The following is a 20,398-nucleotide window of genomic DNA, read 5'->3' as shown; positions in this document are numbered from 1 at the left end:
CCGGTCTGGAAAGGCTGCTTTATAGCTTGACCGTCCCGCAAACTCAAATTACGTTATGCGTAATCAGTTTACGTAAAATAAAAACAAGAGGTCGAGATGTTCACAGCACCTGTGTCCGAGGCTTTGAGGTATCAATCCGGCTTCGGCAATCAGTTCAGCAGCGAGGCATTGCCCGGCGGCTTGCCGACCGGGCAGAACTCGCCGCAGCGCCATCCGCTCGGACTCTACGCCGAGCAATTCTCGGGCACGGCGTTCACTGTGCCCCGGGCGGAAGCCCGACGGACCTGGCTCTACCGCATCGCGCCCTCGGCGGCTCATCCACGTTACAGCCGGCTGGAGCGGCAGATTCGTGGTCAGGAGCAGGGCCCTGTCACGCCCAATCGCCTGCGCTGGAACGCGTTCGACATTCCCGTCACGCCTGCCGATTTCATCGACGGCCTCATCGCGCTGGCCCGCACTTCGTCCGCCGATCAGGCCGATGGCGTCAGCGTGTACGTATACGCCGCCAACCAGTCCATGCAGCGGGCTTTTTTCAACGCCGACGGCGAATGGCTGGTCGTCCCGCAGCAGGGCCGCTTGCGTATCGTCACCGAGCTTGGCGTGCTCGACATCGAGCCTCAGGAAATCGCCGTTCTGCCTCGTGGGCTGAAATTCTGCGTGCAGTTGCTGGACGGCTCGGCGCGGGGCTATGTCTGTGAAAACCATGGTTGTGCGCTGCGGCTGCCGGACCTTGGGCCCATCGGCAGTAACGGCCTGGCCAATCCTCGGGATTTTCAGGTGCCGGTGGCGCAGTTCGAAGACAGCACCCAGCCGACCTTGCTGGTGCAGAAGTTTCTCGGCGAACTGTGGTCGACCACGCTCACGCATTCGCCATTCGACGTCGTCGCCTGGCATGGAAACAACGTGCCGTACAAATACGACCTGCGCCGGTTCAACACCCTGGGCACCGTCAGCTACGACCATCCGGATCCGTCGATCTTCACGGTGCTGACGTCGCCGGGTGCGGTCCATGGTCAGGCCAACGTCGATTTCGTGATCTTCCCGCCGCGCTGGATGGTCGCCGAAAACACCTTCCGGCCGCCGTGGTTTCACCGCAATCTGATGAACGAATTCATGGGCCTCATCGATGGCGCCTACGACGCCAAGGCGCAAGGCTTCATGCCTGGCGGCGCGTCCCTGCACAACTGCATGAGTGCTCACGGGCCCGACAATGCCAGCGCTGAAAAGGCCATCGCCGCCGACCTCAAACCGCACAAGATCGAACAGACCATGGCGTTCATGTTCGAGACCGGCAGCGTCCTGCGCCCCAGCCGTCAGGCGCTCGAGTGCCCGCAGTTGCAGAGTGATTACGACGCGTGTTGGGACGGCATTGCCCGAACCTTCAAACCCTTCGATATGGACAGCCCACGATGAGCATTCCCACACACCCGCGCAGTTGGGTAACGAGCGCCAACGATCACCCGGATTTCCCGCTGCAAAACCTGCCGTTCGGGGTGTTCAGCCAGGCGAATTCGAACCGGCGCGGCGGCGTCGCCATTGGCGACTTCATTTTCGACCTCCAGGCGGCACTGGATGCCAGCCTGTTTCAAGGGGCCGCGCGTCTGGGCGCCGAGGCCGCGAGTCGCGGTCAGCTCAATGATTTTTTTGCGCTCGGCGCGTCAGCGCGACAGGCCTTGCGCAACGAACTGCTTCACCTGCTCGACGCGGCGAATCCCCAGCGCGAGCGCCTGCAAGGCATGGGCGAGCGATTGCTGCTGCCGATGAGCGAGTGTCGGATGCACCTGCCTGCGCAGGTCGGCGATTACACCGACTTTTATGTCGGCATTCATCACGCCATGAACGTCGGCAAGCTGTTCCGCCCCGACAATCCGCTGTTGCCGAACTACAAGTATGTGCCGATCGCCTATCACGGTCGCGCTTCGACGTTGTGCGTATCGGGCACGCCCGTCAGACGCCCGAATGGTCAGACCCTGGCGCCGGGCGCAGACCAGCCGACCTTCGGACCGAGCAAGCGGCTGGACTACGAACTGGAGGTCGGTGTGTGGATGGGCCCGGGCAATGCGCCGGGTGAAGCGATCGGGATTGCCGACGCAGGCCGACACATTGCGGGTTTCTGCCTGCTCAACGACTGGTCGGCGCGGGATCTGCAAGCGTGGGAGTACCAGCCGCTGGGACCCTTTCTGTCCAAGAGCTTTGCCACGAGCATTTCCCCGTGGGTGGTGACGGCCGAGGCGCTCGCCCCGTTTCGCAGCGCTCAGCCCGCACGGGCCGAAGGCGATCCGCAGCCGCTGGCGTACCTGTTCGACGCGCAGGATCAGCAGAGCGGCGCGCTGGACATCGAGCTTGAGGTGCTGCTCGCAACGGCAACGATGCGCGAGCAAGGCGTCGCACCGGTTCGTCTGGCGCTGAGCAACACGTTGAACATGTATTGGACCGTGGCGCAGATGGTCGCGCACCACAGTGTCAACGGTTGCACGCTGCAACCGGGCGATCTGTTCGGCACCGGCACACTGTCCGGCCCGCAGGCGGGGCAGTTCGGCAGCCTGCTGGAAATGACCGAAGGGGGAAAACACGAAGTGCAATTGCCGGGCGGCGAAACTCGCAGGTTTCTCGAGGCAGGAGACGAGGTGATTCTCAAGGCGCGCTGCCGCAGAGACGGCGAAGTGAGCATCGGCTTCGGCGAATGCCGAGGCGTGGTCGTCGGTTGATGGCTCGCTGAATCCACCGGCTTTATTACGATGCTTTGCGCCCACAGGTCGATGGCGTCTGTGCTGGAGCGCCCGGTTGATCCGGGCTTGCAGGCAGATTGCATCTTCTCTGTGGGCTGTTCATTCGCGAGCAGGCGATAGCGGCCAAATCAGGGTCTGAGTCAGGTTCGGGGCTGTCCGAACCCTGACACCAATGAGCCGCTGCGGGGTAGAAAGCGCCCGTGTCGCTCACCTTGAGGCTGGCCGTTCGCGTAGCTCAGGCGGCCATTGACCCAGACGCCGTCGATTCCCTGCGCAGCACGCTTGGGCTCCTTGAAGTCGGCGACATCTTGCACGGTTTCGGCATCGAACAGCACCAGATCGGCCCAATAGCCCTCGCGCACGAAGCCACGCTCATGCAGGCCAAAGCGGGTGGCGGTCAGGCCGGTCATCTTGTGCACGGCAGTGTGCAGCGCGAACAGCCCGAGATCGCGACTGAAATGCCCTAACACCCGAGGAAAGGCGCCCCACAGACGCGGGTGCGGAAACGGATCCTCAGGCAGCCCGTCGGAGCCGATCATCGACAGCGGATGCTTCATGATGCGCTGTACGTCCTGTTCGTCCATGCCGTAGTACACCGCGCCCGCCGGTTGCAACTGGCGCGCGGCGTCCAGCAGGGACAGCCCCCAGTCTGCAGCGATGTCCTTCAGATCGCGGCCGCCCTGATCCGGGTGCGGTGTAGACCAGGTGATGGTAATGCGGAACGCATCGGTCACCTGCTTGAGGTCGAGCGTCGAAGAGCTGGCCGCGTAGGGGTAGCAATCGCAACCGACCGGGTGAGTCAGCGCAGCGTTCTCCAGCGCGGCCAGCAGTTGTGGGCTTCGGCCCCAGTTGCCGGCGCCCGCGCATTTCAGGTGAGAGATGACCACAGGCGATCGTGCGTGCCGGCCGATATCGAACGCCTCGTCCATCGCCTCCAGCACCGGCTCGAACTCGCTGCGCAAATGCGTGGTATAGACCGCGCCAAACGCGGTCAGCTCTTCGGCCAGTTGCTTGACCTCGTCCGTGTCCGCCGCGTTGGCCGATGCGTAGGCCAGACCAGTGGAAAGCCCCAGCGCGCCGTGTTCCAGGCTGTCGCGCAGTTGCTCGCGCATGGCGCTGATTTCCTCGGGGCGCGCCGTGCGCAACAGCTCGTCCAGATGATTGCTGCGCAGCGCCGTATGTCCGATCAGAGCGGCGACGTTGACTGCGGGGCGCGCCTTGTCGACCGCTGCGCGATAGTCGCTTAAGCGCGGGTAGACGAACGCGCTTGCCGGGCCCAGCAAATTCATCGGATCGGGAGGATCACCCGCCAGCGTCACGGGCGATGCGCTGATGCCGCAATTGCCGACGATCACGGTCGTCACGCCCTGGGTGATCTTCGGCAACATGTCCGGCTGGCGGATAACCACCGTATCGTCGTGGGTGTGCACGTCGATGAAACCGGGCGCCAGCACTCGACCCGCGGCATTGATCTCTTCGCTGGCCGAGACGTCGCTCAGCTCGCCGATGCGTTGGATGCGCCCTTCGCGAATCGCCACATCGGCGCGGTAACCCGGCGTGTCGCTGCCGTCGATCACCAGCGCGTCGCGAATGATCAGATCGTAAAGCATGGTTCAGTCTCCAAGCGGCAGGCCGTCGTCACCGCCGCGGTAGTCATCGAGCGCCAGTTTGATCCGGCGCAGGCGTTCCTGATTGTCATCCGGGGCCGTGAGCGCGAGTTCCGTGGCGAGTACATCGATGGTCAGCAGCATGCCGTAACGCGCCGCCGTGGGTTTATAGATGAAGTTGGTTTCGGCAATCTGCAGCGGCAGCAACACATCGGCGAGTTCCGCAAGGGGCGAGCCGGGCAGGGTGATCGCCAGGACCTTCGCGCCATAGCTGCGCGCCAGGCGCGTGGCATCGAGCAACTCGGGCGTACGTCCGCTGAGCGAGCAGACGATCAGGCTGTGATCCGGGCTGAGGGTTGCGGCGATCAGGCGCATCATCACTGGATCGCGGCTGGCGGCAATGGGGTAACCCAGGCGCACCAGCCGGGTCTGCAGTTCTTCGCTGCACAGGCTGGAAGCACCGCCCATGCCGAAACTGTGGATCATGCGTGCCGGCGCCAGCAAGGCGACCGCCGCCTTGAAACGCGCCTCGTCGAAGCCCGCCAGGTGCTGGCGCAGGGTTGACTCGATGTCCCCGACGATCCGGGTGAAGAACGCCGATTGCTCCGGCGCCTGCTCCGGCTTGAGAAAGCGGCTGCCGACGCCGCTGGCCTGGGCCAGTTGCAGGCGCAGGTCACGCAGATCCTTGCAGCCCACCGTGCGGGCGAAGCGTGACAGCGTGGCGCTGCTCACTTCGGCGCGGGCGGCGAGTTCGTCCAGGCTGGCGCTGGCGCAAAAGGCAACATCGCTGAGAATCAGCCGGGCGATGCGACCTTCGCCGGCGCTGAAGGAATCCTGGCGGGCGCGGATCTGGTAAAGAATGTCCACTCAGAGCACCTGCGCCAGCCCGAGGGTCAGAGCGAAGGCGATCACCGAAATGAGCGTTTCCAGCACTGTCCAGGTTTTGAAGGTCTGCGCCACGGTCATGTTGAAATACTCCTTGATCAGCCAGAAACCGCCGTCATTGACGTGGGAGAAGATCACTGAACCCGCGCCGGTGGCCAGCACCAGCAGTTCAGGGTGCGGATAGCCCAGGCCCAGCGCAACCGGTGCGACGATCCCTGATGCCGTGGTCATGGCCACCGTGGCCGAACCTGTCGCGACGCGCATCAGCGCTGCGAACAGCCAGCCCATCAGCAGCGGCGAGAGATGAAAGTCCTGAGCCAGACCGACGATTTCCTGGGTCACCCCGCTGTCGACAAGAATCCGGTTCAGCCCGCCACCTGCGCCGACCAGAAGCGTGATGCTGGCCGTTGGCGCGAGGCATTCCTGAGTGAATCTGAGGATCGCGTCGCGGTTGAAGCCCTGGGCGATGCCCAGGGTCCAGAAGCTTAGCAACGTGGCCAGCAGTAGGGCGATGACCGAGTTGCCGATGAACGCCAGGAAACTGTTGAGCGCGCTGCCGGGCGTCGAGATCAGGTTGGCCCAGCCGCCCAGCAGCATCAGAACGACCGGCAGCAGGATGGTTGCCATGGTGATGGCAAAGCCGGGCAATTGTTCGCGTGGCTCGCGTTCGAGGAATTGTCTGGCGAGCGGGTTTTCCTCGGGCAGGTGAATGCGCGGCACGATGAAGCGCGCGTAAACGGGGCCGGCGATGATCGCGGTGGGAATGCCGATGAGAATGGCATAAAACAGCGTCTGGCCCACTGACGCCTGGTACGCCTGCACCGCCAACATGGCCGCCGGGTGCGGCGGCACCAGCGCATGCACCACCGACAAGCCGGCCACCATGGGCAGACCGACCATCAGGATCGACACGCCAACCCGGCGGGCGACGGTAAACGCAATCGGCACCAGCAGCACGAAGCCGACTTCGAAAAACAGCGGCAGGCCGACCAGAAAGGCAATGCAGACCATCGCCCAGTGCGCATTTCGCTCACCGAAACGGTCGATCAGCGTTCGCGCCACCCGTTCGGCGCCGCCGGATTCGGCCATCATCTTGCCCAGCATGGTGCCCAGCGCGACGACCAGCGCAATGTGGCCGAGGGTCTTGCCGACGCCGCCCTCGTAGGAGGCGACCACCGCATTGGCGGGCATTCCCGCAACCAGTGCCAGGCCAACGGAAACCAGGGTGATGACGACGAATGGATTGAGCCGGAAGCGCGCGATGAGGACGATCAGCGCAATGATCGCGACAGCGGCGTAGGCCAACAAAGACAGGCCGGTAGAAGGGGGCATGCAACGGTTCCTTGCTGAGAAGAGGGGATGTCAGGCTTGGCACCGGCGGCGTTCGGGCGCGGCGGTTTCAGGCGTTGAAAAAACGCTCGGCAGGGGATGTCGCAAAGGCTCGCAGGGCGAGAAAAGGGCAAAGCTGAGACGATCACAGGCAGGCATTATTTTTATCTCTGATTTCGTGATGAAAATTAAATTACACGAAAACCGATAAAAATATCAATTTATGAAAATTAATTTCTTGCGCGACCGCTGCTGACGGACGCAAGCCGTTGCGCACGGGGCCGGCGTGATTGCCAGGGTTACGACTGGCGGCGCGGCGATGCACGTATTTTCCAAACGGGCGATGACGCCAAGGGCGCAAATTCATTCGTAAAAAACGTCCCTGCGGGTATAAGCGTCACCCTGCGCTGAAGCGCTCTCGATAGGCTTGTGGGGTGACGGACACTGCGCGCATGAAGCTGCGGCGCAAGGTCTCTTCGGTGCCGAAACCGCAGCGATCGGCGATGCGTTTGATCGGCAGCGCACTGTCGCCGAGCAAGCGCCTGGCGGCTTCCACGCGCAGTTGTTCAATGGCCCGCGCCGGCGTGTTGCCGGTGTGGGCGCGGTAGTGGCGCACGAAACTGCGTTCGCTCATGCCGACTTGTGCGGCGAGGGTGGCCACCGACAGATCGCTGGCCAGGTTATCGAGGATCCAGGCGTGCAGATCGCCAAACCGGCTGTCCTGACTGCGCGTGGCGTGCTGCATCGACAGTGCGGTGCTGAACTGCGACTGACCGCCCGGGCGCTTGAGGAACACCACCAGATCCCGGGCCACCGCCAGTGCCACCGTGCGCCCCAGGTCCGCTTCCACCATCGCCAGCGCCAGGTCGATACCAGCCGTGACGCCTGCCGATGTCCAGAGTTTGCCCTGATTGATGAAAATCGGTTCCGGGTCGACCTGCAACTGTGGATAGCGCTCGGCGAGCCGTGCGCAGCTGTCCCAGTGCGTGACCACCCGCTGTCCGTCGATCACGCCCGCCTCGGCGAGCATGAACGTGCCGGTGCACACCGAGGCTACGCGCCGGGCGCCGGCAGCCTGATCGCGCACCCACTGCAACAGGCGCTGATCCTTCAGGGCCGTGTGCACGCCCTTGCCTCCGGCGACGATCAGCGTGTCGGATGCCGTTTCCGGCAGCGGATCCGTGAGCAGGCCGAGCCCGGATGAGGACACCACGCTGCCGTCCTGAGCGGCGACCACGCGCGGGGAGTAATGCGCCGCCTGGCCGTTTTCCTGCAGCTGCACGTTCGCCGACGCGAAGACCTGCAAGGGGCCTGTGACGTCCAGCAGTTGAACGTTGGGAAAGGCCAGGATGTGCACCGGTCTTGAGGGCTCGGGCATAGAAGACTCGCTTTGCCGTGGCGTGAAATGTGGGTGATATGGCGTATCCGCCAGAGCCTATCTGGCTAAAGTGAGTTCGTCCACCGATCAGAGGAAGGCGCGTTTTTTCGAATGACGCCTGCGCTCATATCCATTGAGGAGAAACTCCATGACATTGCACATCGGTCTGCTGGTGTTCCCGAAGGTCCAGCAACTGGACCTCACCGGCCCTTATGAAGTGTTCGCCACGATGCCGGGTGTCACCGTGCATCTGGTGTGGAAAAACCTTGAGCCGTTGCAGTCCAGCACCGGGCTGACGCTGGTGCCTACCCGCACGTTCGCCGACTGCCCGGATCTGGACGTGATCTGCATCCCGGGCGGGGTCGGTATCGATGCCTTGCTGGAAGACGCCGAGACGCTGGCTTTCATCAAGGCGCAAGCCACAACTGCGCAATACATCACGTCGGTCTGCACCGGTGCCTTGGTGCTGGGCGCTGCCGGCCTGCTGCAGGGCAAGCGCGCCACCACGCATTGGGCGTCTCATTCGTTGCTTGAGTTGTTTGGCGCGATCCCGGTCAAGGAGCGGGTCGTGCGCGACGGCAATCTGATGACTGGCGGCGGCGTGACGGCGGGGATCGACTTTGCCCTGACCCTGATCGCAGAGATCTTCGATCCGGAAAAATCCCAGGTCATTCAGCTGCAACTGGAGTACGCCCCAGCGCCGCCGTTCGACTCCGGCCGTCCCGAAACCGCGCCGGCCCATGTCCTGGCTGTCGCCAGTGAGCGCGCATCCGCGGGGCTGCTGGCCCGTCGGCAGATCGTCGAGCGTGTGTTGGCCAGCCGTTAGGCGCAAGAGGCGGCGGGCAGCTCGTACCAGCAGAGGAAAAGGTCCAGCGCCGACTCGACCACCGCCGCCTGCTTTTCAGGCGTCAGCAGGGGCTCGTTGAGCGTCACTTGCGGCCAGAAGGCAAACGCCTTGAGCAAGGCGTGAATCTGCGAGGCGGCGAAACCCGGTTCGACGGCTTTCAAGCGGCCGTCCTGCTGGGCGCCGCGCACCCAGACCGTGAAGGTTTCCTCGCGCTGGTTGAGCCGGTTGACCCACGTCTGCGCGCGTTCGGGTGAATGAATCGTCGCGCCGATGGCCACGCGCGCCAGATCCAGAAAATTGCTGTCACCCAGAAGTGCCATCTTGGCATTGAGCAAGTCGCGCAGTTGCGCACGCAACGGCACATCCGGCCGATAGGCAGCATCGGGCTGAGCCGCGGCACTGGCCCACAGGCGGTGAAGCATCTCGGAGAACAGCTCTTCCTTGCTCGGAAAGTGGTTGTAGACCGTGCGTTTGGACACCTCGGCGCGGGCCGCGATACGGTCCATGCTGGTGACCTCGAAACCGTTGTCGCGGAATTCGGCAATCGCTGCCTGCACGATGGATTCACGTTTTCGGTCGGTCAGTCGCAAGGGGGCGGTCATGGCTTCGCTTCTAAGAGGTTGTGCAGGGGTCGTACTGGCAAGATACCCCGGCAAGAAAATTACACTGAACAGTTTACTTCCATTTGAAGATCGTGCAAGCTTGAAACTACACTGTGTAGTGTAAAGCGCTGTTACAACTTCCCGCTTACTTCTTTCCGTCGTTTGCAACATTCTGCACAGCGTTTGCTGTCGCGGAAACCTCCACCCGTTCCATGGAGTCAGCACATCATGGCCTCGATCGAAAAAAACCTCGATACCGCTTCCTCACTGCCTGTTCTGTCCCGGTCTGAGGGTCGCTATCTCAATCACAAGCCGATGAAGCGCTCCGGATTTCTCAAGACCCTGCGCATTTTCTGGAACGCGACCTTCAATAAGCCCCGTCACACCCGCCCGATCGGCGAAATTCCCGTGCAGCCGCTGTCTCGCCAGCAGTTGCTCGCGGCGCCGAACAACACGGTTTACCGCCTGGGCCATTCGACGGTGCTGCTCAAACTGCGCAATCAATATTTCCTCACCGATCCGGTGTTCGCCGAGCGTGCCTCGCCGATCCAGTGGGCCGGTCCGCAACGTTTCCACCAGCCGCCGATCAGCCTGGCCGACCTGCCGCCGCTCAAAGCGGTGATTCTTTCGCACAACCATTACGACCATCTGGACCACATGACCATCCAGGTGCTCAAGGACAAGGCCGAGCATTTCATTGCGCCGCTGGGGGTCGGGGACACACTGATCGAGTGGGGCGTGCCGGCCGAGAAGGTCCGGCAACTGAACTGGTGGCAGTCCACCGAGATCCACGGCATCCGCTTCGTTGCCACGCCGGCGCAGCATTTTTCCGGCCGCAGCTTGAGCGACGGCAACCGCACGTTGTGGTGTTCATGGGTGATGCTCGATGGTGAGCAACGCATTTTCTTCAGTGGTGACACCGGGTACCACGACGGCTTCAAGCTGATCGGCGAACAGTACGGGCCGTTCGACCTGACCCTGATGGAAACCGGCGCTTACAACGTTGAGTGGCCCGACGTGCACATGCAGCCGGAGGAGACATTGCAGGCGCACATCGACTTGCGCGGAAAATGGCTGTTACCCATTCACAATGGGACGTTCGACCTGGCGATGCACGCCTGGCACGAGCCTTTCGACCGGATTCTCGCGTTGGCCTGGGATCGCAGCATTTCCATCACCACGCCCGAAATGGGCCAACCGTTTTACCTTCAGTACCCCAGTCGGGGTCAGGCATGGTGGATAAAGGTCGAAAAAGCGGCAGAAGTGGACGAGACGACCCCGCCGCATTTACAGCAGCCACAGCCTCAGGTTCAGCAGCACCGCAGCCGACGCTGCCAGCGCCAGCAGGCGGTCGGTCGAAGCTGACCCATAGAGAGGGCCGCAACCCAGTCGTTGCGGCCCTGCGTGTTCAAGGTTTGCTTTGATTCTGCTCTTTCGGATCCGCAGGCGTGCCAGGGTGGCGGTCCTGCTCTCCCTGCTGGTTCAGCTGCTTGTGCTCTTCGCCGACCTTGCCGGCGTTCTCGGGCTTGTGATCGAGGTCGTCACGGTTCGATTCTTTGTTCATCTCATTCTCCGCTTGCTTGTTGTTTTCGTTGCAGGTCTGACGGTCATTCGTCCATCTGGCGGATCAGCATCAGCGCTTCGTCCTTGAACAGCGGTTGCTTCAGCCGCTCGGCAAGCAGCGCCATCTGCCGCTCTCGTTCACAGCCCACCGCAGCCGCGACCACGCCCTCTTTGCACATCAGCGCCAGAAACTCGAAGGTTTCAGGTTCGCCCAGGTAGACAATTTCATCCCATTGGTCGGCATGACCGAGGTAGTCCAGCCGCTTCTCAAAGTGATACGTCCAGAAAAACGGAACGTCGGTGTAATGCCGGTCGCCGCCCAGCATGTTGCTGGCGGCGATGCGCGCCTGTTGTTGCGCCAGCCGCCAGTGTTCGATGCGCTGGGGTTTTTTATCGTACGGAAACGTGGCTAGATCACCCGCTGCCCACACGTCCTTGCCGGCATGCATGCCATCGTCGACGGCAAGGGAGCCATCCTGTTCGAGCTGCAGCCCGTCAATGAAATGCGTGGCCGGCGAGACGCCGATGCCGATCAGCGCCAGATCGACGGGCAGTCGTTCTCCATTGGTCAGCACCGCCGTCTGCAACGCTTTCTTGCCATTCACGCCATCGTCCTCAAAGCGACTGATCTCGACGTGGGTGCGGAAGAGCACGCCGTTGCGCTCGTGCAGGCTGCGGATCGCTTTGCCTATGCGCTCGCCCAGTTGCGCCGCGAAGGGCACTTCATGGCGCGCCAGAATGGTCACGTCGACGCCATGCTTGCGCAGCGCCGAGGCCGCTTCCAGACCGATGAAGCTGTCGCCGACGATCAACGCGTGACGACCGGGCTGCACGGCGGCCAGGATCTTTTTCGCATCCTCGCGGATGCGCAGCGTGAGAACCTGCGGCAGGTCGGCGCCGATCAACGGCAGTGCGCGCGGCTCGCCGCCGGTGGTGATCAGTGCGGCGTCATAGCCGAAACGCCGACCATCTGCCAGCGTCAGTCGTTTGTTGACGACGTCCAGCTTCATCACCTCACCCTGAATCCGCTCGATATGGCTGGCCTCGTAGAACGCGTCGTCTCGAAGCGGCGGCGTTTCGTCGGGCTGCATGTCGGCGGACAGCACAAATTTGCTCAACGCGGTGCGGTCGTAACCCGGGTTGCCCTCGCGGTCGACCAGCAGCAGGCGTCCGTTAAAGCCTTTCTCCCTCAGGGCACAGGCCGCCGCAGTGCCGGCAGCCCCCGCTCCGATCACGATGAAGCAGCGCGAATCGTCGGGCAGCGATCGTGGCTCGGCAACGAACGCTTGATCATCGACATGCACCTGTCCTTCGATCACCTGCGTCGGATAGCGAGTCAGGGCATCCAGGGCAGGTGGCTCACACAAGTGGCCATCGTCGACCGAGAATTCTGCCTTGTGCCACGGGCAGATCAGATGCCCATTGCAGACCGCCCCCTCGGCCAGCGGTGCGCCTGCGTGAGGGCATTCGCCCTGATAGGCGCGAACCTCATCGCCATGACGCAGCAATACGACCTTTTTCTCGCCAACTTCAACCTGAAGGCCCCGATCTCGACGAAGATCGGCCAGGCTAGCGACTCGATGCATAGGCATTTGATGTTCCTCCCAGGCTTTCTGTTGGGAGTGGGGCGCCTGTGCAGAGGTTCAGACAATTTGGCGAGTCAGCGCCGATCACCCATCGGCCGGCATCAGCGCACCAGACCCAGCCGCTCGTGCCAGTCGGCGATCGATTCTTGCGGGTATTGCTCGAACTGCTGGTCGTCGGGGCCCGCCTGGACTTCGACCCACGAGGCCTTCGAATCCAGCAGCAGGTGAGTGTGCTCGGGCGGCGTCGGCAGCGGGGTGTCGATGGCCGATGCAAACGGGTGGATCAGCTCGGGCCATTCAGGGCTGAACAACCACAGGCCGCTGCCGCACTGCTTGCAGAAATGCCGCTCGGCGCTGCTGGTGTGGACGTGATGGTGAGCCTCATCGCGCATCTTGGCGTGATAGATGGCGATGCTGTTCTTGCCTTTGACTTTCAGGCTTTTGGCGTCGCCGCCCAGGTTGATCGAATAGCCTCCGCCGCCTTGAGTCTTGCGGCAGATCGAGCAATAGCAACGTTGATAGGGGTAGGGGTGGACGCTGGTCAGGCTGAACTCCACCGCGCCGCAATGGCAGGAACCTTCAAGATGCATGCTGTTACCTCCTTGATCGGTCGGATCGTCGACATCCTTTGTCTAGACCGTCCCGTGGGTTGTAGTTCGAAGTTTTCTCGAACAGGCGTTCGGATTCTTCATCCTCCGGGCCCTCAAGAAGCGCTGGGCAGCGTCGATAAGCGATAGTCATACGACGACATTCGCTGTCTCTGATAACAATGAGCAAACGGTCATGAACCTACGCAACCTGACCATCGCCCGTCGCGCGGGCCTTGGGTTTACCCTGATTTCCCTGCTTGTCGCGTTGCTGGGCTGGTTTGCCCTCAGCCAGATGTCCACCATTCGCCAGAGCGAAGTGGCGGTCGAGAGCAACTGGATGCCGAGCATGCGGCTGGTGAATGATATCCGTGAAGCCATGCTGCGCATTCGCACGATCTCGCTGCGCATGGCCCTGGACACCGACCCGAAAAACGTCAGCACGTACAAGGGGCAGATGGATGCACGGGCCAAGGTGCTGGCCGACAAACTGGCAAGCCTGGACACGTTCGTCGACACGCCTCAGGAAAAAGTCCTCTACGACAAATTCCGCTCGACCCTGGCCGATTATCAGCGCGCGCTGGCGCAGTCCTTCGTGCTGGCCGAAAGCGGCGATCTGAAGGCGCTCAACACGCTGCTGCTGGTCGACATGAAAACCGTGGTCGACAACTCGGGCACGCAACTGGGCGATCTGGGTGATTTCTACTCCCGCCAGGTGGAGCTCGAAGGGGCTGCCGCCCAGGCGCAATACGACCATTCCCGCGACATCGTGCTGGTGTTCGTGTTGATTGCTGCGCTGGCGACCATTGTCCTGGCGCTGTGGCTCACGCGCAGCATCATTCGTCCGCTGGAAGACGCGGTGGGCGCTGCCGAATACGTCGCCAAGGGCGATCTGACCCACGACATCCGCGTCGAGGGCAAGGATGAAGTGACCCGATTGCTCAAAGCCTTGCAGGCGATGCAGAACAATCTGCGTTCGACCTTGAGCCTGATCGGCAGCTCAGCCAGTCAACTGGCCTCAGCGGCGACCGAACTCAACTCGGTCACTGAGGACAGCCATCGAGGTCTGCATCAGCAGAACGCCGAGATCGAGCAGGCGGCCACCGCTGTCAACGAGATGACCTCGGCGGTCGAGGAAGTGGCGCGCAATGCGGTGTCCACCTCGCAGGCCTCCAGTGAGTCCAACAGCGCAGCCAAGGACGGACAGGCTCGCGTCATCGACACGGTCAATTCGATTCAGACGCTGTCCGGCAACGTGCAGCATACCTCCGAGCTGGTGCAGAACCTGGCCGATCAATCCCAGGACATCGGCAAAGTGCTGGACGTGATTCGCTCCATCGCCGAACAGACCAATCTGCTGGCGCTCAACGCGGCCATCGAAGCGGCCCGCGCCGGTGAGTCCGGCCGTGGTTTTGCGGTCGTGGCGGACGAGGTTCGTGCGCTGGCCCATCGCACGCAGCAATCGACACTGGAAATCGACAAGATGGTGTCGACCATGCGCAGCGGCTCCAGTGAAGCGCTGCAATCGATGCTGGTCAGTCGGTCGCGGGCCAGCGAAACCCTGGAGCTGGCGCAGGGCGCGGGGGAATCGCTGCACCGGATCACCTCGTCGATCAACGAAATCTCCGAACGCAACCTGGTCATCGCCAGCGCCGCCGAGGAGCAAGCGCAAGTGGCCCGGGAAGTGGACCGCAACATCGTCAACATCCGCGACCTGTCGCTGCAATCGTCTTCGGGTGCCAACCAGATCAGCGCGTCCAGCAATGAACTGTCGCGCCTGGCCGGCGAGCTGAATCAGGTGGTGGCACGCTTCAGAGTCTGATGATCCGGTCCGGGTCTTCGAGGCGACGACCCGGTCCTGCGCAAACGTTTCATCTCATTCACTTGCCTGTCGCCGTCCAGGGCTTGCATGATTCGCCACGACTAATAATTCCTGGCGGGCCGAACCTGCCGACAAGACAAGGTGAAAGGCAATGGATGATCTGAATCACGAGTTCAGCAGCTGGCTGCGTTCGCCCGGCCACAAGGCCTGGCTGGCGCATGAGGGAAACCGGCTGCTGGCGTTCGCCAAGGCGGCTCGGATGCCTCAGGGGTTTGGCAACCTCGATGATCACGGGCGCCTCCCGGCCGATGCAGTTGCCGAAACCATGAACACCGCGCGCATGACCCACAGCTTTGCGCTGGCCCACATCAACGGCATCCCGGGCTGCGCCGAATGGGTCGATCACGGCGTCGCGGCACTGGCCGGTCCCCTGCGCGATGCCGAGCATGGCGGCTGGTTCGCCAAGCCCCTGGAGCAGTGCGCCGACACCGGTAAAGCGGCGTACCTGCATGCCTTCGTTGCGCTGGCCGCAAGTTCCGCGGTGGTGGCCCGCCGACCCGGCGCGCAGGCATTGCTCGATCAGGCGATTCAAGTCATTTCCCAGCGATTCTGGAGCGAAGAAGAAGGCGCCATGCGGGAGTCCTTCGACCGCGACTGGAGCCATGAAGAGCACTATCGCGGCGCCAACAGCAACATGCACAGCACCGAAGCCTTCCTCGCGCTGGCCGACGTCACGGGCGATGCGCGTTGGCTGGACCGTGCGCTGCGCATCGTCGAGCGGGTCATACATCAGCATGCGGCGGCCAACAACCATCAGGTGATCGAGCACTTCGACCTGCAGTGGCAACCGCTGCGCGAGTACAACGTCGACAAGCCCGACGACGGTTTCCGTCCGTATGGCACGACGCCCGGTCACGCTTTCGAATGGGCGCGACTGGTCCTGCACCTTGAAGCGGCCAGGCAGAAAGCCCGGCTCGACACCCCGGCGTGGCTGCTGGAAGACGCGCGGGGTCTGTTCGAGAACGCCTGTCGCTACGGCTGGGACATCGACGGTGCAGCGGGGATTGTTTACACCCTGGACTGGGAAAACAAACCGGTCGTGCGCCATCGCCTGCACTGGACCCACGCCGAAGCGGCGGCGGCAGCGGCGGCCCTGCTGCAACGCACCAACGAGCAAACCTACGAAGACTGGTATCGCACGTTCTGGGAGTTCAACGAAACCCGTTTCATCGATCGCGAGCATGGCAGCTGGCGGCATGAGCTGAACCCGCAGAACCAGCCAAGCGCTGACATCTGGCCCGGCAAACCGGATCTCTACCACGCCTTGCAGGCCACGCTGCTGCCGGTGTTGCCGCTGGCGCAGAGTCTTGCCACGGCACTCGCGCAACTACGCTGAGTCAGTCTGGCCGGCTCAGACTTCGATCTCGATCCACGTCGGCGCATGGTCGCTGGCGTGGGGCAGGTCGCGCACCCAGCGGTCCACGCCCGCGTTGCGCAGTCGGGGCGCCAGGTCTTCGCTCAACAGCAGGTGATCGATGCGCAAGCCCGAATTGGTTTTCCAGTGATTGCGGAAGTAATCCCAGAACGTGTAGATGCGCTCGTCGGGGAAGTGCGCGCGTATCGCGTCCGTCCAGCCCTGTTCGAGGAGGCGGCTGTAGCAGGCCCGGCTTTCCGGTTGCAGCAACGCATCCTTGAGCCATGAGCGGGTGTTGTAAATGTCATCGTCGGTGGGGATGACGTTGTAGTCGCCGGCCAGCACCACCGGATGGGTGCTCTTGAACAGCGTGTCGGCGTGCCTGATCAAGTGTTCGAACCAATCCAGTTTGTAATCGAATTTCGGCCCCGGCTGCGGGTTGCCGTTGGGCAAGTACAAGCACCCCACGATGACCCCTTGAACCGCCGCTTCCAGGTAGCGGCTGTGACTGTCTTTCTCGTTGCCCGGCAGACCGCGACGAATTTCCAGCGGCTCGCTGTCGCGGGACAGAATCGCGACGCCGTTCCAGGACGACTGGCCGTGCCAGATAGGCTGGTAGCCGGCCTTGCGAATCTCGTCGGCGGGGAAGGCGATGTCCGTGGCTTTCAATTCCTGAAGGCAGACGATGTCCGGCGCTTCGGTTTCCAGCCATTGCAGCAGAATCGGCAAGCGTGCGCGGATGCCGTTGATGTTGAACGTGGCGATTTTCAGCGTGGCCATGGCGGTTCGCTCACAAGGGTGTGATGCGTTGGAGGCATGGCAGGCGCAGAAGATTCAACGATTTGCCAGGCGCCGATGCCCGCCTGGGTCAACTCGGTGACAGCAGCGTCCGGGCGGGTTGGTTGGCTCACGCCAGACGTTGAGTCACGCGGATGACCTGCCGCGCAATGTAGGCGCCGGTGACAATGACGCCGAACAGGCGCAAGGTCTGCATCGCCAGCACGAAGCCGACGTCCGAATGGGTGTCGATGGCGATGATGGCCATGGCATCGAGGCCGCCGGGGCTGATCGCCAGGTAAACCGAGAGGAAGTCTTTGCCCATCATCCGGGCGATGAACCAGGCAGAGATCGCGCACAGCAGAATCAGCAGCAGGGCACCGACGATCATCGCCGGCAGTCTGCGCCAGACGTAATGGATGGTCGCGCGGTCGAAGCGCAGCCCGATGTAACTGCCGATTGCGCCGTAGGCAATCGCCAGCAACCAGGTGGGCATGGTGATCTGCAGCAGGCCGCTGAGTTGCAAGGCGCCGCCCAGCAGCAGCGGCACCAGCAGCGCGCCTGCCGGAATGCGCCCGCTCAACGCGACACCCACCACGATGACCAACAGACTCAGGCTCAGGTTCAGCAGATTCATGCCCTGCAGCAGTGCGTCATTGCTATGGGCGTCCGTGCCGCCGGCGTCGGCACCGATCAAGCGGCTGACCAGCGCACCGATCATCACCACGCAGACCACCCGCACGTACTGCATGGTTGCCACCACCCGCGAATCGGCGCCGTAGTCTTCGGACATCGCCACCATCGCCGAGGCCGCGCCGGGCGAGGTGCCCCATGCCGCCGTGCTGCTCTGAATGCCGCCCCAGCGCGCCATGCCGATGCCCACCACCGCGCTCAGCGCGACCGTCAGCAAGGTGGCGAACACCATGACGTGCCACGAGTGCACGGCAGCCAGCAGCACGCCCATCGTCATCGAATGGGCGACCAGCACACCGACCGTGCCCTGACCGAGGCGAAAGACATGCTTGTTCAGGCGCACCGACGCCCCGCAGACGCCGAAGCCGATGGCGACCAGCATGGGACCGAGAAACAGGGCGGCGGGAACGTGAAAGTACTTGAACAACTGACCGGCACTGCCTGCCAGCAGGATGAGCAGCGACCATTGCAACAGCGGGTGCAGGTGATCGAGGGAAAACGATGAGGGGCGCGACAACGCAGGTCTCCAGAGCATTGGCTTTTTCCTGGTGGAGTTTCATCCAATGCCGGGCAGTATCGACAGTCCAACCGATCAAGTCTATTTTCTAATAATCATGAATTGATAACTTTGGTTGATATATGGACCTGCGTGACCTGACCTATTTTGAAACCATCGCCGAGCTGGGCCACCTCGGCCGCGCAGCTGAAAAACTCAACCGTAGCCAGCCTGCGCTGACCAAAAGCATTCAGCGCCTGGAGGAGTCGTTCGGCACCAAGCTGTTCCAGCGTGACGGGCGCAGAATCAAGCTGACCCCCGTGGGTGAACTGTTGCAGGCGCGCGGCAAGGTGCTGCAGCAGAGCATCGCCCAGACCCAGCGCGAGGTGCGGGATTTCGCCAGTGGCGCGGTCGGCGAGATTCGGCTGGGCTGCGCGGCCACCATGGCCGAGTACTTGCTGCCCGAACTGACCAACGCCTTGCTCAAGCGCTCCCCGGCGATCACCCTGAAGCTGGTGATCGGCCAGGACGACATGTTGCGCGAGCAACTGCGCTCCGGGCATCTGGACATGATCATCTGCGCGCAACGCATCAATGAAGACGAATTCACCGGCTACCCGATTCTCACCGACGAGGCCGTGGTGATCGCCAGTCGCAACCACCCGATATTCAAGAAGGCGTTCCAGATGAGCGACCTGTGTCGCTATCGTTGGGTGCTGCCGCCGCAGGGCGTGTCGTCGCGGATGTGGGTCGACGAAGCGTTTGCCCGGCACGATCTGCCGCTGCCCGTGGTGCAGATCGAGGCCAATTCGATCTCCTTGCTGCCGCGCCTGATCGCGCAGACCAGCCTGCTGAGCTTCATCGCCCGGGAAACCCTGGAGTTCGGCAAGAACATGCAGGAGTTGCGCGAGGTCCCGCTGGAGCAGACGACGATGGCGCGCACCATCTGCGTGATGCTGCGTCGCGAGGGCTACCTGTCGCCCGCCGCTCATGCGATGGTGCAGATGCTGCGCGACAACGGCGGCTCGTTCCTGAGCTGGTCATGACCGATGCTTTTTCCAGGCGAACTGGGTTAGCCTGAGCCTTGACCTTTCTTCAGCGGGAGAACCTCACGATGCATGCACAGTCCGACCCTTCACTTCTGCACCGCACAGCGTTTCTGTTCAACACCGAAGATCAGCATTTCGGCGGCGACCGTTCGCCGCTCAACGACGCCGACGCCGACGAAGACAGCGATCCGGAAGGCGAACTCGACCTGGGCGAACTGGGTCTGGACGAATTTGCCGACGCCGACAAACTGGACATCGGCTCCTCGACGCTCGGCTGATACCAGGCTCCATACCGGCCAGGCGAGCAGCAGGCCTGAACGTAAGCCGTTGAGCAGCGCCTGCCTCGCCAGCCGGACGGATCAGGACTGGCCGGCGTGATGAGCCGCCAGATAACTACTCAACGCCTCAATCCCGGCTTCTGCCGTCTCGCTGCTGCCTGCCCAAGTGCACGCCAGCATCAGGTTCTTCGGCAGCCGGAAGTCTTCCACCTGAAATCCTTGCGCATCGAACCCCTGGGCATCGTGTTCGATCTGATCGCGCAGCGAGCCTTCGTCGCTGAAATAAGCCCAGACCGGTTTGCCCAGCGCGACCGCCATGCCCACTTCGAAGGCTGTCCCCGAATCCGGCTCCACGCCACGGAATGCGTTCAGATTGGCCAGCACGGCATCGCAATCCTTGATCATCTCGATATTGGCGTGGCAGATCAGCGCTGCGGTCTGTTCCGGCGCAAGATCCTGCGGCACTTCATTATCGAACGGGTAGAGCCCTTCGAGCCCGCGAGCCTGGCACAGTGCTTTGAGATAGCGGCCATGGTCGACGGCGTCGGCGCGAAACACGTCGAAGCCTGCAAGGTAAATGCGCGGCGGCGATGAAAAGGACATGAACGGTTCCTGCCAGAGTGAGTGCGGGAATTCTAACGTGCCGCGGGAGTGCCGTTGATCAGACCAGCGCCTGTGCACGGTAAAAAGGGGCTGGAATCTGTACGGATAAACAGTATCCTGACGCCTTTCGACCAGCCGTTGCGTGACCTCGCC

General features: G+C 62.6%; 19 protein-coding genes. 8 read left to right on the top strand and 11 right to left on the bottom strand.

Annotation, left to right across the window (positions count from 1 at the left end; translation table 11 throughout):
* Positions 1–96 precede the first annotated feature (96 nt).
* Together hmgA and fahA are read left to right on the top strand one after the other, a co-directional pair.
* Positions 97–1,413, top strand: a complete 1,317-nt coding sequence (hmgA, locus tag AAGQ88_RS17645; RefSeq protein ID WP_342653100.1) for a homogentisate 1,2-dioxygenase — start codon at positions 97–99, stop codon at positions 1,411–1,413.
* Positions 1,410–2,708, top strand: a complete 1,299-nt coding sequence (gene fahA, locus AAGQ88_RS17640; RefSeq protein WP_342653099.1) for a fumarylacetoacetase — start codon at positions 1,410–1,412, stop codon at positions 2,706–2,708. The genes hmgA and fahA overlap by 4 nt, the downstream gene beginning before the upstream one ends.
* Before the next feature lie 161 nt (positions 2,709–2,869).
* Here fahA and AAGQ88_RS17635 read toward each other — a convergent pair whose 3' ends face one another.
* From AAGQ88_RS17635 to AAGQ88_RS17620, 4 genes are all read right to left on the bottom strand, one after another.
* Positions 2,870–4,339: a D-aminoacylase gene (locus AAGQ88_RS17635; RefSeq protein ID WP_342653098.1), complete on the bottom strand. Its 1,470-nt coding sequence runs from the start codon at positions 4,337–4,339 to the stop codon at positions 2,870–2,872.
* A 3-nt stretch (positions 4,340–4,342) separates the two neighbouring features.
* The gene (locus AAGQ88_RS17630; RefSeq protein ID WP_342653097.1) at positions 4,343–5,203 is read right to left on the bottom strand and encodes a MurR/RpiR family transcriptional regulator; all 861 of its coding nucleotides are present in this window, start codon (positions 5,201–5,203) and stop codon (positions 4,343–4,345) included.
* On the bottom strand, positions 5,204–6,553 hold the full coding sequence (locus tag AAGQ88_RS17625) for a gluconate:H+ symporter (RefSeq protein ID WP_342653096.1): 1,350 nt from the start codon (positions 6,551–6,553) through the stop codon (positions 5,204–5,206).
* 394 nt (positions 6,554–6,947) lie between these two features.
* The gene (locus AAGQ88_RS17620) at positions 6,948–7,928 is read right to left on the bottom strand and encodes a GlxA family transcriptional regulator (RefSeq protein WP_342653095.1); all 981 of its coding nucleotides are present in this window, start codon (positions 7,926–7,928) and stop codon (positions 6,948–6,950) included.
* A gap of 148 nt (positions 7,929–8,076) precedes the next feature.
* On the opposite strand from AAGQ88_RS17620, the gene AAGQ88_RS17615 reads away from it, so the two are divergent.
* Complete coding sequence (locus AAGQ88_RS17615; protein WP_342653094.1) at positions 8,077–8,754, top strand: DJ-1/PfpI family protein; 678 nt, start codon at positions 8,077–8,079, stop codon at positions 8,752–8,754.
* Here the strand turns inward: AAGQ88_RS17615 and AAGQ88_RS17610 are convergent.
* Entirely contained in the window at positions 8,751–9,377 is a 627-nt protein-coding gene (locus AAGQ88_RS17610; protein WP_285425502.1) for a TetR/AcrR family transcriptional regulator, read from the bottom strand. The two genes, AAGQ88_RS17615 and AAGQ88_RS17610, sit on opposite strands and share 4 nt — an antisense overlap.
* A 228-nt stretch (positions 9,378–9,605) precedes the next feature.
* Here AAGQ88_RS17610 and AAGQ88_RS17605 point away from each other — a divergent pair, with 228 nt between their 5' ends.
* Positions 9,606–10,742 (top strand): MBL fold metallo-hydrolase, encoded by a 1,137-nt coding sequence (locus tag AAGQ88_RS17605; protein WP_342653093.1) that lies wholly within the window; start codon positions 9,606–9,608, stop codon positions 10,740–10,742.
* 43 nt (positions 10,743–10,785) lie between these two features.
* On the opposite strand, the gene AAGQ88_RS17600 is transcribed toward AAGQ88_RS17605, so the two are convergent.
* The 3 genes from AAGQ88_RS17600 to AAGQ88_RS17590 form a co-directional block, all read right to left on the bottom strand.
* Positions 10,786–10,941: a hypothetical protein gene (locus AAGQ88_RS17600; RefSeq protein ID WP_285425500.1), complete on the bottom strand. Its 156-nt coding sequence runs from the start codon at positions 10,939–10,941 to the stop codon at positions 10,786–10,788.
* Positions 10,942–10,984: 43 nt separating this feature from the next.
* A complete protein-coding gene (locus AAGQ88_RS17595; RefSeq protein WP_342653092.1) occupies positions 10,985–12,532 on the bottom strand; it encodes an FAD-dependent oxidoreductase in 1,548 nt (515 codons plus the stop codon).
* Positions 12,533–12,627: 95 nt separating this feature from the next.
* Positions 12,628–13,116, bottom strand: coding sequence for a GFA family protein (locus AAGQ88_RS17590; RefSeq protein ID WP_342653091.1), 489 nt, complete (start codon positions 13,114–13,116; stop codon positions 12,628–12,630).
* 193 nt (positions 13,117–13,309) lie between these two features.
* Between AAGQ88_RS17590 and AAGQ88_RS17585 the strand changes: the two genes are divergently transcribed.
* Together AAGQ88_RS17585 and AAGQ88_RS17580 are read left to right on the top strand one after the other, a co-directional pair.
* Positions 13,310–14,935: a methyl-accepting chemotaxis protein gene (locus AAGQ88_RS17585; RefSeq protein WP_285425497.1), complete on the top strand. Its 1,626-nt coding sequence runs from the start codon at positions 13,310–13,312 to the stop codon at positions 14,933–14,935.
* A gap of 151 nt (positions 14,936–15,086) precedes the next feature.
* Positions 15,087–16,331, top strand: coding sequence for an AGE family epimerase/isomerase (locus AAGQ88_RS17580; RefSeq protein ID WP_342653090.1), 1,245 nt, complete (start codon positions 15,087–15,089; stop codon positions 16,329–16,331).
* A 15-nt stretch (positions 16,332–16,346) separates the two neighbouring features.
* On the opposite strand, the gene AAGQ88_RS17575 is transcribed toward AAGQ88_RS17580, so the two are convergent.
* Both AAGQ88_RS17575 and AAGQ88_RS17570 read right to left on the bottom strand, forming a co-directional pair.
* On the bottom strand, positions 16,347–17,129 hold the full coding sequence (locus AAGQ88_RS17575) for an exodeoxyribonuclease III (RefSeq protein ID WP_342653089.1): 783 nt from the start codon (positions 17,127–17,129) through the stop codon (positions 16,347–16,349).
* 127 nt (positions 17,130–17,256) lie between these two features.
* Positions 17,257–18,336, bottom strand: a complete 1,080-nt coding sequence (locus AAGQ88_RS17570; protein ID WP_342655832.1) for an AbrB family transcriptional regulator — start codon at positions 18,334–18,336, stop codon at positions 17,257–17,259.
* A gap of 122 nt (positions 18,337–18,458) precedes the next feature.
* Here AAGQ88_RS17570 and AAGQ88_RS17565 point away from each other — a divergent pair, with 122 nt between their 5' ends.
* Both AAGQ88_RS17565 and AAGQ88_RS17560 read left to right on the top strand, forming a co-directional pair.
* Complete coding sequence (locus AAGQ88_RS17565) at positions 18,459–19,361, top strand: LysR family transcriptional regulator (RefSeq protein WP_342653088.1); 903 nt, start codon at positions 18,459–18,461, stop codon at positions 19,359–19,361.
* 68 nt (positions 19,362–19,429) lie between these two features.
* A complete protein-coding gene (locus AAGQ88_RS17560; RefSeq protein ID WP_342653087.1) occupies positions 19,430–19,642 on the top strand; it encodes a hypothetical protein in 213 nt (70 codons plus the stop codon).
* An 81-nt stretch (positions 19,643–19,723) separates the two neighbouring features.
* On the opposite strand, the gene AAGQ88_RS17555 is transcribed toward AAGQ88_RS17560, so the two are convergent.
* Entirely contained in the window at positions 19,724–20,245 is a 522-nt protein-coding gene (locus AAGQ88_RS17555) for a nucleoside 2-deoxyribosyltransferase (protein ID WP_342653086.1), read from the bottom strand.
* Positions 20,246–20,398 lie beyond the last annotated feature (153 nt).

It is taken from the genome of Pseudomonas sp. F3-2, assembly GCF_038804275.1.
GTDB lineage: Bacteria > Pseudomonadota > Gammaproteobacteria > Pseudomonadales > Pseudomonadaceae > Aquipseudomonas.
Note: the sequence above shows the minus strand (reverse complement) of the source record. Positions and strands in the feature narration are given on the sequence as shown.

Excerpts from the sequence above, each read along its gene's own strand:
- hmgA (WP_342653100.1), top strand. The coding sequence starts at position 97 with ATGTTCACAGCACCTGTGTCCGAGGCTTTGAGGTATCAATCCGGCTTC.
- fahA (WP_342653099.1), top strand. The coding sequence starts at position 1,410 with ATGAGCATTCCCACACACCCGCGCAGTTGGGTAACGAGCGCCAACGAT.
- AAGQ88_RS17635 (WP_342653098.1), bottom strand. The coding sequence starts at position 4,339 with ATGCTTTACGATCTGATCATTCGCGACGCGCTGGTGATCGACGGCAGC.
- AAGQ88_RS17625 (WP_342653096.1), bottom strand. The coding sequence starts at position 6,553 with ATGCCCCCTTCTACCGGCCTGTCTTTGTTGGCCTACGCCGCTGTCGCG.
- AAGQ88_RS17620 (WP_342653095.1), bottom strand. The coding sequence starts at position 7,928 with ATGCCCGAGCCCTCAAGACCGGTGCACATCCTGGCCTTTCCCAACGTT.
- AAGQ88_RS17615 (WP_342653094.1), top strand. The coding sequence starts at position 8,077 with ATGACATTGCACATCGGTCTGCTGGTGTTCCCGAAGGTCCAGCAACTG.
- AAGQ88_RS17610 (WP_285425502.1), bottom strand. The coding sequence starts at position 9,377 with ATGACCGCCCCCTTGCGACTGACCGACCGAAAACGTGAATCCATCGTG.
- AAGQ88_RS17605 (WP_342653093.1), top strand. The coding sequence starts at position 9,606 with ATGGCCTCGATCGAAAAAAACCTCGATACCGCTTCCTCACTGCCTGTT.
- AAGQ88_RS17600 (WP_285425500.1), bottom strand. The coding sequence starts at position 10,941 with ATGAACAAAGAATCGAACCGTGACGACCTCGATCACAAGCCCGAGAAC.
- AAGQ88_RS17595 (WP_342653092.1), bottom strand. The coding sequence starts at position 12,532 with ATGCCTATGCATCGAGTCGCTAGCCTGGCCGATCTTCGTCGAGATCGG.
- AAGQ88_RS17590 (WP_342653091.1), bottom strand. The coding sequence starts at position 13,116 with ATGCATCTTGAAGGTTCCTGCCATTGCGGCGCGGTGGAGTTCAGCCTG.
- AAGQ88_RS17585 (WP_285425497.1), top strand. The coding sequence starts at position 13,310 with ATGAACCTACGCAACCTGACCATCGCCCGTCGCGCGGGCCTTGGGTTT.
- AAGQ88_RS17580 (WP_342653090.1), top strand. The coding sequence starts at position 15,087 with ATGGATGATCTGAATCACGAGTTCAGCAGCTGGCTGCGTTCGCCCGGC.
- AAGQ88_RS17575 (WP_342653089.1), bottom strand. The coding sequence starts at position 17,129 with ATGGCCACGCTGAAAATCGCCACGTTCAACATCAACGGCATCCGCGCA.
- AAGQ88_RS17565 (WP_342653088.1), top strand. The coding sequence starts at position 18,459 with ATGGACCTGCGTGACCTGACCTATTTTGAAACCATCGCCGAGCTGGGC.
- AAGQ88_RS17560 (WP_342653087.1), top strand. The coding sequence starts at position 19,430 with ATGCATGCACAGTCCGACCCTTCACTTCTGCACCGCACAGCGTTTCTG.
- AAGQ88_RS17555 (WP_342653086.1), bottom strand. The coding sequence starts at position 20,245 with ATGTCCTTTTCATCGCCGCCGCGCATTTACCTTGCAGGCTTCGACGTG.